The sequence below is a fragment of the Paenibacillus sp. Z3-2 genome (genome assembly GCF_054161325.1).
Genome location: NZ_CP096397.1, coordinates 5,008,495 through 5,022,147 on the forward strand (window position 1 = coordinate 5,008,495; position 13,653 = coordinate 5,022,147).

At 47.0% G+C, this 13,653-nt stretch carries 10 protein-coding genes; 2 read left to right on the plus strand and 8 right to left on the minus strand.

Features of this window, described 5'->3' with window-relative positions; genetic code table 11:
- Positions 1-35: 35 nt before the first annotated feature.
- From M1D71_RS22420 to M1D71_RS22430, 3 genes are all read right to left on the minus strand, one after another.
- Positions 36-908 (minus strand): carbohydrate ABC transporter permease, encoded by an 873-nt coding sequence (locus M1D71_RS22420; protein ID WP_145323913.1) that lies wholly within the window; start codon positions 906-908, stop codon positions 36-38.
- Between the two features lie 45 nt (positions 909-953).
- The gene (locus M1D71_RS22425; RefSeq protein ID WP_340399190.1) at positions 954-1,907 is read right to left on the minus strand and encodes an ABC transporter permease; all 954 of its coding nucleotides are present in this window, start codon (positions 1,905-1,907) and stop codon (positions 954-956) included.
- A gap of 281 nt (positions 1,908-2,188) precedes the next feature.
- On the minus strand, positions 2,189-4,525 hold the full coding sequence (locus tag M1D71_RS22430) for a helix-turn-helix domain-containing protein (RefSeq protein WP_458123750.1): 2,337 nt from the start codon (positions 4,523-4,525) through the stop codon (positions 2,189-2,191).
- 512 nt (positions 4,526-5,037) lie between these two features.
- Between M1D71_RS22430 and M1D71_RS22435 the strand changes: the two genes are divergently transcribed.
- Positions 5,038-7,041 (plus strand): endonuclease MutS2, encoded by a 2,004-nt coding sequence (locus M1D71_RS22435; protein ID WP_458123751.1) that lies wholly within the window; start codon positions 5,038-5,040, stop codon positions 7,039-7,041.
- A 148-nt stretch (positions 7,042-7,189) separates the two neighbouring features.
- Positions 7,190-7,441, plus strand: a complete 252-nt coding sequence (locus M1D71_RS22440) for a cysteine-rich CWC family protein (protein WP_458123752.1) — start codon at positions 7,190-7,192, stop codon at positions 7,439-7,441.
- 61 nt (positions 7,442-7,502) lie between these two features.
- Here the strand turns inward: M1D71_RS22440 and M1D71_RS22445 are convergent, their stop codons facing one another.
- The 5 genes from M1D71_RS22445 to gcvH form a co-directional block, all read right to left on the minus strand.
- A complete protein-coding gene (locus M1D71_RS22445; protein WP_458123753.1) occupies positions 7,503-8,648 on the minus strand; it encodes a mannitol-1-phosphate 5-dehydrogenase in 1,146 nt (381 codons plus the stop codon).
- A complete protein-coding gene (locus M1D71_RS22450) occupies positions 8,645-9,079 on the minus strand; it encodes a PTS sugar transporter subunit IIA (protein ID WP_427432352.1) in 435 nt (144 codons plus the stop codon). The genes M1D71_RS22445 and M1D71_RS22450 overlap by 4 nt, the downstream gene beginning before the upstream one ends.
- Complete coding sequence (locus M1D71_RS22455) at positions 9,079-11,178, minus strand: BglG family transcription antiterminator (RefSeq protein WP_458123754.1); 2,100 nt, start codon at positions 11,176-11,178, stop codon at positions 9,079-9,081. The genes M1D71_RS22450 and M1D71_RS22455 overlap by 1 nt, the downstream gene beginning before the upstream one ends.
- A 38-nt stretch (positions 11,179-11,216) precedes the next feature.
- A complete protein-coding gene (locus M1D71_RS22460) occupies positions 11,217-12,671 on the minus strand; it encodes a PTS mannitol transporter subunit IICB (protein WP_458123755.1) in 1,455 nt (484 codons plus the stop codon).
- Between the two features lie 417 nt (positions 12,672-13,088).
- Positions 13,089-13,481 (minus strand): glycine cleavage system protein GcvH, encoded by a 393-nt coding sequence (gene gcvH, locus M1D71_RS22465; protein ID WP_458123756.1) that lies wholly within the window; start codon positions 13,479-13,481, stop codon positions 13,089-13,091.
- Positions 13,482-13,653: the final 172 nt, after the last annotated feature.

Genomic DNA, 13,653 nt, shown 5'->3' on the forward strand with positions numbered 1-13,653 from the left:
AGTCATACTGAACTCACTTTGAACCATCTGCCGACTCAACCTTTCACCGAACCCAGCATCACTCCTTTGGCAAAGTGCTTTTGCAGGAATGGGTACACCAGCATAATCGGGATCGTGGAGAATACGATAACTGCCATGCGAATGGTCAGCGGCTGGATCTCGGTCTCTTCAATACTCGTGTCTCCGATTCGGCTCTGTGCCAGAATGACAATCTCACGTAGCCAGACCTGAACAGGCCACTTCTCACTATCGTTGATATAGATAACAGCGCTGAAGAAACTGTTCCAGTGGGCCACCGCATAAAAGAGTGAAAATGTTGCCATGGCTGGCATGGACAACGGTAGTACAATCCGGAACAATACGCTGACATCGTTACATCCATCAATTTTGGCTGCATCCTCCAACTCGTCGGGAATAGCCTGGAAGAAGTTTTTGAGTACGATCAAGTTAAATGCACTAATAGCGGTAGGTAGCATCAGCGACCACAACGTATCCGTCAGATGCAAGGATTTCACGACAAAGTATGTTGGAATCATCCCGCCACTGAAGAGCATCGTGAACAATACACCCAGCAAAATGGGCTGGCGTCCACGCAAATATCTTCTGGAGAGCGGATACGCCATAAGTGACGTAAACAGCAAGTTAATGAAAGTACCAATCACCGTAATATAGATCGATACGCCCAGACTGCGAATCAAGGTATCTGTCGAGAAAATGTAACGATACGCAGCCAGAGAGAACTCTTTAGGAAAAAGAATGAATCCTCCCTTAGCCACTTCATGCGGACTGGTAAACGAGACCGCCAAAATATAAATGAACGGAATGACGGTCACAATTCCAATTAACAGCAGCAAGCCATGATTGATAAAATCAAAGATCCGGTTGCCCCACGTTTTATCCTGTTGCATCTTAATGTTCACTCCTGTCTGGTGAAGAGCGTCTGCTCCCGAAGGTTAGTAGACGCCTTCCTCCCCGAATTTTTTGGCCAGCGTATTGGCACCAAGGACAAGCGCCAGCCCGACAACCGATTTGAACAACCCGACAGCAGCACTATAACTGTACTGTGCCTGGGTAAGACCCTTCGTGTACACGTAGGTATCGAATACCTCGCCTACATCCCGGTTCGTCGGAGTCAGCATCAGGAAGATCTGTTCAAAGCCTGTATCCAGGAAATTGCCCAGACGCAGAATGAGCAAAATGACGATGGTACTGCGAATGGCCGGCAACGTAATATGCCAGGTTTGACGCCAGCGGTTGGCACCATCAATCCGTGCAGCTTCGTAGAGTTGTGTATCTACACCCGAAAGTGCCGCCAGGAAGATAATCGTGCCCCAACCAACCTCTTTCCAGATGGATTGTCCGACGATCATGGTTCGGAACCATCCCGGTTCAAGCAAGAAAGCCACCTTTTGCCCCGTCAGGTTATAGAGCAATTCGTTAATGGCTCCGCCCTCGGTTGTGAACAACATGTAGAACACACCGACAACAACAACCCAGGAAACAAAGTGTGGAACATAGACTAGCGTTTGTACAAATCGTTTGAAGCGTTCACGCCGAACCTCATTCATCATGAGTGCCAATACAATCGGCAGTGGGAAAAAGAAAACGATGTTATAGATGGCAAGCAAAAACGTATTTCGAAATAATGTCCAGAACTGCGGTTCTCCGAAGAAACGCTGGAAATGTTTGAACCCTACCCACTCACTCCCCAAGATGCCCTTGTAAGGCGTGTAATCCTGAAAAGCCATCGTGATGCCATACATGGGTATGTATTTGAAAATAACAAAGTAAAGCACACCCGGTATTAACATGATATACAGCCACCGGTTTTTGATAATGTCCCTCCACAGCAGGTTTTTGTCACTGCGGGTAGCGGGCCGTGTCCGAGCCGCCGTTTCGGCTTTCATATTGTCTTCCTCCCCACATTGGAAACGATTACAAAATATCACTTCCTGAATTCATGTCTTCATTGTGGCGGATAAACGAATGACTGGCTATCGTCTCCTTTTAGCCTCTTGTTTTCCCTTATGTAGCAAGGGATCAGGCCATTTCTTTCACAGAATTAAAAGGAGCAATGAACTGCTTTCAACCTCGATATTCCTGTCTTAACTCCATGGCAAAAGCGGACTGCTTCCTTCATCCGGACATGAAAAAGCCTGCCTGCCATGGCAGGCAGAGCAGGTTTGTTTTATCGCTGCTGCTCCCGGTATTTACCGGGGGTCGTTCCTGTGATTTTGCGAAATGTACGGATAAATGCGGTTGGGTTGGTGTAGTTTAATTTCTCGGCAATCTCCGATATTTTAAGATTCGTCGTTTGCAGCCATGTTTTGGCTTTTTCCATACGATACTCTGCGAGATATTCAGTAAAATTAACTCCCGCTTCCTTCTTGAATACCCGACTTAGGTAGACAGGATGGAAATTAAGCTCTGCTGCACAGGCTTCCAGCGACAATTCACGATCATAGCGTTCCTCAATTAATCGAATCATGCGCCTTGCAATGTTCATGTATTGGGATTCTTCCTGTTCTCGCCAGAAACGGATGACGGGCAGGAACAGCCGCTTGCGGAACCAAGTGGTCATTTCATCCAACGTGGACAACTTCAGCAAATGTGCCATGGATGCTTTTTCACCTAATACTTCAGCCACATCTCCCCCTTGCTCCTGCACAAGCTGATATACACGAGACAATAACTGAACCATAATGACAGGATATTCACTGAAATGAAGCTTCTTGTCTGCAAGTAGCCCCAAATATTGCTTGAAGTACGCATCCGTCTTCTCCTCATCTCCTTGCTTGAGGGCAGAAGCGAGCTGATCTTCAATCATCCGCAGTTGGGTATACAACGCGGCCTCCATCTGACCACGTGGCTGAATATCCTCGTAATGCAAGATAATACGGCTGCCCAGACTTACCCGACCTTGCAGAGCCTCCCTACTCTCCTGATACGCTCTTGGGGTATCTCCAATGCAGGAATATGAACGACTAATGCCGATGCTTACAGGCAGATTCAGATAAGTCACGACACGTTCCCGAATCCAGTCTGCCTGTGTATGCATCCATTCCTTCAGGTTCACCTCATCCGTCAGTTCGGAGGCAAGTACGGTGACCTGAGCATCATCCAGCATGACAGGGGTGAACCGAACTGCCGAAGGAAGAAGCTCACCTACCATATTGTTGACAGCAAACAGCAGCAAGTCCCGATCCTGTTCCTCATATCTGGTCCCTTCCAATGTATCGATCTGGAGCATAAGCACACCAAGACTTGCCCACCCCGTCGGAAAATCGTACAATTCTCCCTGATATCTGAAATCTTCTTCCGAGATTTTGCCTGTTAGCAGCTTGGTCATAAAAAATTCCTGGAGGTGCACATGCTGCCCCTTCATCTGCTCACGCATCGTTTTCTCTGAACTGAACAACGTTGACAACTGTTCCTCGATATAGATAAATTCATCCTGACGACGTCCTGACGAAGCAACTGGAGCATCCAGCCCCTTTGTAAACTGCAGCAATCTTGAGATCGGTGAATACATCCGCCGACTGCCGTATATGGCGACAAGTCCCGTTACACATAACATGACCAGTGTAGCAACGCCGGTAACCAGGGCAATTTTCTGCGACTGGGCCGTGATCTGCCCTAGAGATACGACGGACACATACAACCAGCCATTGAGCGGAGATTGTCTGTAGCTGACTGCTACTTGGTTACCTTCCACCTCCGCGCTAAAGAAGCCCTCTGGCTTCCCCGTCGTCTGGACGATCTCGTGGATTTCCTTATTTAAAGTGTCATATTTCGCACCTTGTCTTGTATCATTCAAGAAATATTTCTGTTCCCGGTCCAGAACGTACAGGTCACCTGAATTCGGATTGCGACTCAGAAATGTACTAAGCTCCGTATCGGCAATATCGATAACCAGAAAACCTTTGGGTTTCACATTCGTTGGTACCATCGGAATCTTGAATACCATGCTGACCACATTATCGGATGATATAAGGGTAGGCGCCTGTTCGGGTGTTAGTTCACCCATGCCAGCTGAAACGGGTACACTTTCTTTGGCTGAACTGGCATTCTGGGTGACCCAGAACAGGCTGTTCGTATAGGTCAGGTACGAACCAATCCGGTCTCGAATGCTGAAATCATCCAATTTGCCAAAAGAACGCATCGAGACAACCCAATCTTCGTCCAGATTAACCAGATAGGCTTGGTCAATATTCGTGACCGCTTGCAAGTTGTTGAAGCCGGATGTCAGATCACGAATCTCCTGAAACTCACTACTGTCCAGTGGTTTCTTCATCGCTTGTAATACCAAAGGCGAATTCACATACTGGATGGATGACAATTGCAGACTACGTAGTACTTGCTCTACCCGCATTTGGGTCTGATGCAATATCTGAAGATTACTCTCACGCACTTTCTGTTCAATGTCACGCGAAGCAATCGTATACGATACGGAACCAATAACAATAACCGGAAGGGCTCCGAGGATCAGGGTAAAGCAAAGCAAACGCAATAAATATTTAGGCAAGAAGAGCATCCTCCTTCATATAAAATCGCTTTCATTGGATTATTTTACTATTGTTATTTTAAAACCCATTCTTATTCAAGTCCACTCATTTATTCTAAAGGTTGACTTCAAACCAATTTCCAGTTTATATTGGTTGCATATTCCTCAATCAAAGGAGAGATTTTTAATGTCGGTGAATGTTCTTAACTAACCAAGTTTCATATTCAGGAGTTTGGCTTTTCATTGCGCTTGTGCCCTTATGGCATACGTGTATTTCATGATGCGCCAGATCCCTGTACTTAGTTAAGAACAGCGGATATCATAAATCGCCTCCGGGATTGTAGTTGTCCGGGTCTATTTCCGCGCTGTGTTCAGCGCGGATTTTTTTATTATAGACCTGTAGTGGACTCTGCTTTCCCATACGTTTAGGGCGGAGAATGACGTTTGTTCATTCTCCGCCCTTTTTGCGTTTTCAGGAATACGTTTCACTACTTTAACTGAAATACCATTTGAAATCCAAGGAGAGATTACACATGAATGAAAACACCTTAAACAGTCTGGGCTATCCACAAATTCAAAAAAACGTTGCAGACTGCGCCCTGTCTTATCTAGGGAAGCGTTATGCCAGAGAACTGAAACCAATGGTTGACGCTCAGTTGATTCAGATTCGCTTGGAGGAAACTGCTGAAGCGGCTGCATTGATTCGTTTTGGCGCCAGTATCCCCCTCCCTTCACTGGATGGAATGGAAACCATTATGGATCTGCTCGGTACCGGTTATCTATTCAGTGAACGTGACTTCAGTCATCTCGCACAGTTCCTGCGGAGCTGTGCACAACTTATGAAATACATGGAGGGCAAATCTGGGGCCGCCCCCACCGTCAGTCGTTATGCAGCGTCCATGATTATGATCGAACCTTTGCTGAGTGAGATCGAGCGTTGCATCCATAGTGGACGCATTCAGGATCAGGCAAGCAAGGAACTGATTCGAATCCGTAAAAAAATGACCGTGAATGAGGAACGAATGAAAAGAAAGCTTGATTCTCTGGTGAGCAAACATCGCTCCATTATGCAGGAACATGTCATCAGTCAACGCGGAGGAAGAACGGTTCTTCCCATTAAGAAAGAATTCCGTAAACAGGTGAAAGGCAGTGTGCTGGATGAATCGGGGAGCGGGCAAACTGTATATATTGAACCCGTTGAGTTAGTAGGCCTGCAGATGGAATTGGCCGCTCTACAGGCTGAGGAGTCCCGAGAGGAGATGAGAATTCTCGGTGATTTAACCTCCCTGGCTGAATCCTATAGCCGTGAAATTGCACTGAACACTGAAACGGTAGGCGTGCTGGACTTCCTGTTTGCCAAAGCCAAATATGCGGCCACCATGGACGGACGTACTGTTCAAGTCAATACACAAGGCCACATCAGTGTTCAACGTGCACGTCATCCATTCATGGGTTCTTCCATGGTCCCACTTGATTTTGCAATCGGCAGAACGTACTCGTCGCTCATTATTACCGGACCGAATACCGGTGGTAAAACGGTAGCACTCAAAACGCTAGGTTTGCTCACCCTGATGATGCAATCCGGTTTGCTTATTCCGGTGGAGGAAGGTGGCGAGATGGCCGTTTATCACGAAGTAGCGGTCGATATTGGTGACGGACAGAGTATGGAACAAGCACTCAGTACATTCTCTGCACACATTCGCAATATGATCGGCATACTGGAACAGGCCAATACATCGACTCTGGTGCTCATTGATGAGATGGCATCCGGCACAGATCCCGGTGAAGGCGTCGGACTTTCCATCGCCATGCTGGAGGAACTGCACAGCCGCGGAGCAACCGTTGTGGCGACAACGCATTTTGGGGAAATCAAACATTTTGCAGCTGCCACCCCAGGATTTGAAAATGCGCGCATGGAATTTGATACGATCTCACTCCAGCCTCTTTATCGATTGCGTATAGGAGAAGCTGGTGAGAGCTATGCTTATTCCATCGCATCGAAGCTAGGCATGCCACAGCGAATTATCGAGCGTTCCAAGTCCCTATCGGATCAAAGTAGTTCGAGAGATCGTACATTCGTGTTCACGTCACCTCCTTTGGAGAATCCGGTCCTGATGCCTGATCGTTCCGTTACAGGAGCAGAGGACCCAGCAGAGTTGACCAGGCGGAATAAGTCTAAGCAATCAAAGGATTCCGTCAGTCTCCACAAAAAGACAACAACCAGAGAGTCTGATTCTCCTGCTCCTGCCAAACCTTTTCGCAAAGGGGATCGGGTGTATGCGGCCTATCTCAACCAGTCGGGCATCGTCTGTGATGTGGAGGATAGCCGGGGAAATATCGGAGTCATACTGAGAGGGCGCAAAGTCAAAATCCATAAAAAACGCCTGACCCTCCATATATCTGCCGATGAACTATATCCGGGTGACGACTACGATCTGGACATCGTGTTTGAGACAAAAGAAAACCGGAAGAAACGCAAACTAATGGGACGCAAGCATGTAGAAGGTCTACAGATCGAATTACCGCCTGAAGAATAGTTAAGTGAGAAAAACAAATATAGTGAAGTGGAATTCATATGTACATTTAAGTACAGTGAATTCCATGATCACCCACACGTTTCTGTTATACTGAGATCAGTATGTTTATCTTCAACTCATAGCTATTCCACAAGGAAGGAAGAACCGAATGTCTGCAGAACAAGACAATCAGGAGCGCTTGAACATCGATGTTCTTGTCTGCCCTTTATGCGGGGAAGCTAATAGCTGTTCCTATGCCGCAGGACATCCTCATTCGGAATGCTGGTGTAACCGGGCTACTTTCCCCGAAGGTATATTTGACCGCATTCCGCCAGAGCAGCGCCGAAAGTCGTGCATATGTCAACGCTGTTTGGATGACTACGCCGAGGTGCTCAAACAAAAAGAAGAGTCATACAGTTAACGACTGTATGGCTCTTCTTTTATGATGCATTGTCTATACTATTAGCTTACGAACACTGCTCTTACATTTGGTTATACTGAGCAACAGCCTGTTGAAGCACCGGATGATGCTCATCCATGGACGTATAATGATGGAGTGCAGCCGCAATCCCCTTCTGGCGGATCATGTCCTGCAGTTCGACTGCTTCCGGATCATCGGAGACATCGAATTTGCAGGCAGCTGCCATGCCCATAGCCAGATAGGTCGTTTCAGTTCCATCCGCATAGGCCTGAAGAGCCGGGCGAACCAGACGATCATTCGGAGACAGCTTGCGCAGCGGGGAACGACCAACACGAGTAACCTCATCGGTGAGATACGGGTTGACGAACCTTCCCAATATTTTGACAATATACTGCTCATGCTCGTCAGGATTAAATCCAAACCGTTTCACCAGAACAGCCCCGGTTTCCTGCAAAGCGCCGTATACAATGGATTTCACCTTTTCGTCAGTAATAGCCTTCTGAATCGTGTCATACCCGTGCACATTACCGATATATGCTGCAACACAATGCCCTGTATTTACAGTGAACAGCTTCCGTTCGATATACGGCTCCAAGTCATCGACATATACGATGCCCTCAACCGGTTTGAATGCAGGAGCCATCTGGGAACGATCCACCACCCATTCGTAAAAAGGCTCTACCTGTACATGCAGAGGATCTTCATGATGTTGAATAGGCACAATCCGGTCTACGGCCGAATCGGGGAAATAAATGTACTGATCCGCAAGGGAACGTACATCTTCATTGAGCAGAGCATATACATGTTCTTTCAATTGCGTACTGGCTCCAATTGCGTTCTCACAAGCAATAATGTGGAGAGGGTTTTGAGCAGAACCTGAATTCAGTCTCTTCTCAAGTCCTTTCGCGATGCCTGGTGCAATATGCTTTAGTACGCCTACACCCACTGCGGTTGTAATCAGATCCGCTTCCACCACAGTTTGGGCAACCGTTTCTAACTGGGTCCCATCGATTGCATTTACACCCTTGACGGTCTCCCGATCCTTACTTTCGTTAGCCAGTTCTACGGTATACTCTCCCCGTTCCTGGAGAGCCGTTACCAATTCCTGATTCACGTCGGAGAAAATCACCTCATATCCTGCACGGGACAGAATCAATCCGATGAACCCACGTCCAATGTTACCTGCGCCAAAGTGTAAGGCCTTCATAGCTCCATTTCACTTTCCAGAATAGCAATAACTTCTTCGGCAGTTTTGGCCAGTCGCAGGGCCTCCATATTCTCATCTTCAGCACAGATCACCGCGATGCTAGTCAAGATCTCCATATGCTCCCCGCCTTGAGCCGCGATACCAATCACCATATAGGCTTTTTCTTCGCCAAAATCAACACCTTGTGGATACTGAATGACAGAGATACCTGTGGATAAAATGAAAGATTTGGACTCCTTCGTACCGTGCGGGATCGCAAGGCCGTTCCCTACATAGGTCGAGACAATCTCTTCACGTTCAATCATCTTCTCAATGTAATCAGCGGTAATATGTCCCGCATCCTTCAGAATCTGTCCTGCCATACGAATCGCTTCATATTTGTCCTGAGCCGTCGCATTCATGATGACTTTATCTGTTGTTAACATACTCATCATTTTTGACCTCCAATTTCAGTTTTACTGCGATAAAATCCAACGAGTTCCTGGGATAGGTAATGAATGAGCTCATCCCTGATTCCCTTTTCCAGCAATGTAATCATTTCTTCCTGCAATAACAGGGCACTGATCTCACTGAGAACCTCCAGACTTTCCTTGGATAATTCCCTGGGGCCGAGCATCACGAGGATATGGGTAACTCCTGCCGGATCATCCGGCGTACGAAGGAGTGGCTCAGTGAGCTGAAATAGGCTGATAGACGGCCTGTAGATGCCCTCACTGCGTGTATGAAACAGCGCAAGTCTTGTGCCGGGAATCTTCTGACTCCCCACTGCTTCACGTGCCTCCAACCGTTTCGCAATCTCCTCCGGTTCCTTCAACACACCAGATCCATGGAGTACGTTGCACATCGCATATACGGTTTTATAGAAACCGATATCTCGATTATCCAGCGGGTACACCTGAAACTTTCCAATAATCCGAACAATTTCAACCAGAAGAGCTTCCATTCCGTCAGGGTCCGAGTAACGACTTGTCGTCTGAATCTCTGTTTCAAGCGGCTTGTTATGCTGGCGTTGTAACGTTGTTGTTCTGATAAAATGGCGCAGCCGCTCACTCTCTTCTGCCGTGAGCAGTGGACTCACTTTGTAATACTGATGCTCATCCATCGGCAGATCGACAGTGGATAACACCAGGTCATATTCATCTGTAGGGATTCGGGTAGCTTCATACCAGGACACGCTGTCCATGATCCGAATCTCGGGAATCTCCTTTGTCAGTCGGCTGGAAAGCATGCGTGATGATCCGATTCCGCTTGTACACACAATGATCGCCCTGATTTCCCGTTTCAATGCACGCAACCTCTCAATGGAAGCTCCAAAATGCATGACCAAGAAACCAATTTCCTCATCCGGAACTTCCACACCCGGCCAAGCTTGATGCACGGATTTTTTGACATCTTCGAAGAGTGAATCATAATCCTTGCGAATCTGCTGCAGCAACGGATTACGAATGATCTGCTGTTCTTCAATTCGCTCCATTACAGGTTGCATATGACCAATCAGACCCTCACGAAGCAAACGATCCTCATGAAAGGCATAATGAGTTCTAGCCTGCATCTGATCAATCAGCGAATGTACCCTGTCCAGTAAAATCAAGTCGTCTATTGGCAACAGCCGTGAAGAGTGAATGCGTTGTTCTGTCTCAATTAATAGTCTGTGAAAATAAGCTTGCTCATCCTGGGAGAATGTCAGCCCCAGCTGGGTAGATAGAACACTGCACAAGCGGGAAGCCAGATACGGTGGAACCTTTATCTCACCCTGCTCTGCAATTTCATTTCCCTTCTTCTCCCGAGGAGATATACGGCCAATGCCAAAGCCTTTACGGATACGTACGACCGCAACAGATAATTGAATCAGCAGCTTCATGTATTGCCGTTCCGGGATGTTCTCCAGCCATTCGATATCCGGCTGCCATAACGCATTTTCGACCGTTAGCACATCACCATGTCCGATCATATCCAGCAGTTTTTGGTTTACGATGGAGCCTCCTTGTTCTGGCTGTCTTCCGAACAGGTCGGACTCATCCAGAAATTCGAGGGCAAGTGCAGCTATGGCTGTGCGATGAAACGTCTCACTTCCGTTAATCTTGACACCATATCCTCGCCTGCGAACCAGCTTCAGTCCAGCCTGAAGAATCCGTGACTCCAGATCGTCCAGATCAGTGGTTACCGTGGACACAGTCACCTTCAGGTCTGAAGCAAGAGCAAGCAACTTCACAGGCTCTGACTCATCAAGCAGGATGCAAAGCATGAAGAGCTTACGCTCTTCTGGCGTAAACTCTACATATTCCTTACCCTCCAGTTGCTGTCGCAATGCAGTCAGATCATCCGAACCGGAATCAATTCGGATTCCGGTTCCTGATTTTTTTTCCAGTCTCATCCCCAAAGGTTCAAGCCATTGTTCAATCATTTGCAGCTCGCGGTGAACGGTTCGGGTACTGACTTTTACTTCAACGGCAATTTCGCCGGCAGTGACCTCATGTGGATGCTCCAGCAGAAACTCCACGATTTCACGTTGTCTTTTGGTAATACTCATATCTCAGCCTCCGGCTCAGGGAAAACGAATGCTTGCAATTACTTCAGACGTTCAACGAGCGCATCATATTCCGGGCTTTTTAGGAAGTTGTCGATGGATATATGTTCTGCATTCGGTGCCACAGAGCGGGCACGATCTGTTAATACTTGTTGTGTGATCACCACATCTGCATCCGGCGGGATATCACTGATGGCCGTATTGGTCACCGTAACGTCAATCCCCTCGGCCTTCATCTTCTTGCGTAGAATGGAAGCGCCCATGGCACTCGATCCCATACCTGCATCACAGGAGAAGACAATCTTCTTCACATCTGTTTTCACTGTAGAAAAAGCCATATCCGCAGCTCTGTCTGCTTCACGTTGGTTAGCCGTAATGCCAGCGTTTGGCACGGTTCCTTGACTCTTCATGTCTTTCATCCGACTGGATGCGGACTCCAGATCTTCGTCTTTTTGTTTACCCGTTTTCAGCAACAATGCTGCTACAAGGAAGGAAACAACCGCTGCTACAAGAACCCCAGCGAGCATTGGGAGGTATCCACCTCTTGGTGTTAAAAGGGAATAAGCGATAATACTACCCGGTGATGGTGCTGAGACAAGCCCTGCGCCTGTAAGCATGAATGTTAATGTTCCTGCAACACCGCCTGCAATTGCGGCAAGAATCAGAATCGGTCTCATCAGAATGTAAGGGAAGTAGATCTCATGAATTCCCCCGAAGAAATGAATGATAACGGCACCTGGTGCAGAAGATTTGGCCATTCCGCGTCCGAAGAAGCAATAAGCAAGCAAGATACCAAGTCCCGGACCCGGGTTGGATTCAAGCATGTATAATACGGATTGCCCTAATTCTCTCGCTTGATCTGTTGCAATGGGTGTAAGAATACCGTGGTTGATTGCATTGTTCAGGAACAATACTTTACCCGGTTCGATAATCAGGTTGACCAGCGGCAGCAAACCCAGATTCATTAAGCCTTGCACTCCGGCAGACAATACTTTGCTAATTGCTTCTACAGCAGGCCCGATGCCCAGTAGCGCAAATATGCCCAAGATTCCGCCAATAATACCGGCTGAAAAGTTGTTAACCAGCATTTCAAATCCGGCTCTAATTTTACCTTCGATCGATTTATCGAATTTTTTGATGATCCATGCTGCCAGAGGTCCAGCGATCATGGCCCCGAGGAACATCGGAATATCGCTACCCACGATGACCCCAATGGTCATAATGGCACCCACGACACCACCACGCTGACCATGCACCATCGTACCCCCGGTGTAACCGATCAACAGTGGCAGCAAATATTTGATCATCGGATCGACTAGCTGTGCAAGCGTCTCGTTAGGGTACCAGCCTGTTGGAATGAACAGAGCCGTAATTAATCCCCAGGCGATGAACGCTCCCATATTCGGCATGACCATACCACTCAGGAATCGGCCAAAACGCTGAACACCAACCCGTAGCCCACCTTTGGAATTGGACGATTGGTCCAAATTACTCATTGTATTATCCTCCTTGGATCAAGTGATTATGATTATGAAAGGGGTATCATTTCTCCCCTGCTGTAATCCTAAGCGAGAATGCTCTCCTGTTCAATGAAATGAAAGCGTACTTTCGTCATGAACAATGATGACAACATTAGGTTATGTAATCGTTTTTATCTATGCATAATGGCTGAACTCATTGGTACATAAGGCTTTTCTTGCCTATGACTTTTATCATTTCCAAAATCATTTTCTACCCTATAGCTTGATCTAATCAGACAATTTGCATCCACAATCTGCTTAAACAGTATTCACATCGTTCCTTGGAAAACACAAAAAAACCTGTGCAAGCATCAAGCTCACACAGGTCGCAATAACACGAAGCACATCTCATTTTTGTAATAACATATGTTAATAAGTACAAGTTCATTGATTCTATTCTTCGGTATGTTTGCGATACGCATCTGCATTCATCAATGTGGACAACGCTGCAGACAGATCTCCCTCAACACGAATCTCGATCATCCAGCCTTCCTCGTAAGGAGAGCTGTTTACCAGTTCAGGTGAGTCCTGCAACGAATCATTCACCGCAATGATTGAACCAGTGACTGGAGAAAACAAGTCCGACACCGTTTTGACCGATTCGATCGTTCCAATGCTGTCTTCTGCTTTTACATTGGATTCAAGGTCAGGCAATTCCACAAACACAATGTCACCCAGCTGATGCTGCGCGAACTCGGTAATGCCAATACGTACAGTATCCTCCCCTACGGTTTGCACCCATTCGTGCTCTTCACTGTACAGGAAATCACTTTTCAATTCGCTCATCGATATCCGCCTCGCTTTTCATTAATGAGTGCATGCGATCTTTGACCTTAACCTTTTTCCCAGAACATAGCGTATGATATTTATGAATCAAATGTCAAGATACCTTACAATTTATTTGCTGATCCCCTCCTCAAACCGTAACCTGAATACACTCTTTCTACATATACTGGTG

Bases quoted from the DNA above. Each gene is read 5' to 3' on its own strand.
- M1D71_RS22420 (WP_145323913.1), bottom strand. From the start codon at position 908: ATGCAACAGGATAAAACGTGGGGCAACCGGATCTTTGATTTTATCAAT.
- M1D71_RS22425 (WP_340399190.1), bottom strand. From the start codon at position 1,907: ATGAAAGCCGAAACGGCGGCTCGGACACGGCCCGCTACCCGCAGTGAC.
- M1D71_RS22435 (WP_458123751.1), top strand. From the start codon at position 5,038: ATGAATGAAAACACCTTAAACAGTCTGGGCTATCCACAAATTCAAAAA.
- M1D71_RS22440 (WP_458123752.1), top strand. From the start codon at position 7,190: ATGTCTGCAGAACAAGACAATCAGGAGCGCTTGAACATCGATGTTCTT.
- M1D71_RS22445 (WP_458123753.1), bottom strand. From the start codon at position 8,648: ATGAAGGCCTTACACTTTGGCGCAGGTAACATTGGACGTGGGTTCATC.
- M1D71_RS22450 (WP_427432352.1), bottom strand. From the start codon at position 9,079: ATGAGTATGTTAACAACAGATAAAGTCATCATGAATGCGACGGCTCAG.
- M1D71_RS22455 (WP_458123754.1), bottom strand. From the start codon at position 11,178: ATGAGTATTACCAAAAGACAACGTGAAATCGTGGAGTTTCTGCTGGAG.
- M1D71_RS22460 (WP_458123755.1), bottom strand. From the start codon at position 12,671: ATGAGTAATTTGGACCAATCGTCCAATTCCAAAGGTGGGCTACGGGTT.
- gcvH (WP_458123756.1), bottom strand. From the start codon at position 13,481: ATGAGCGAATTGAAAAGTGATTTCCTGTACAGTGAAGAGCACGAATGG.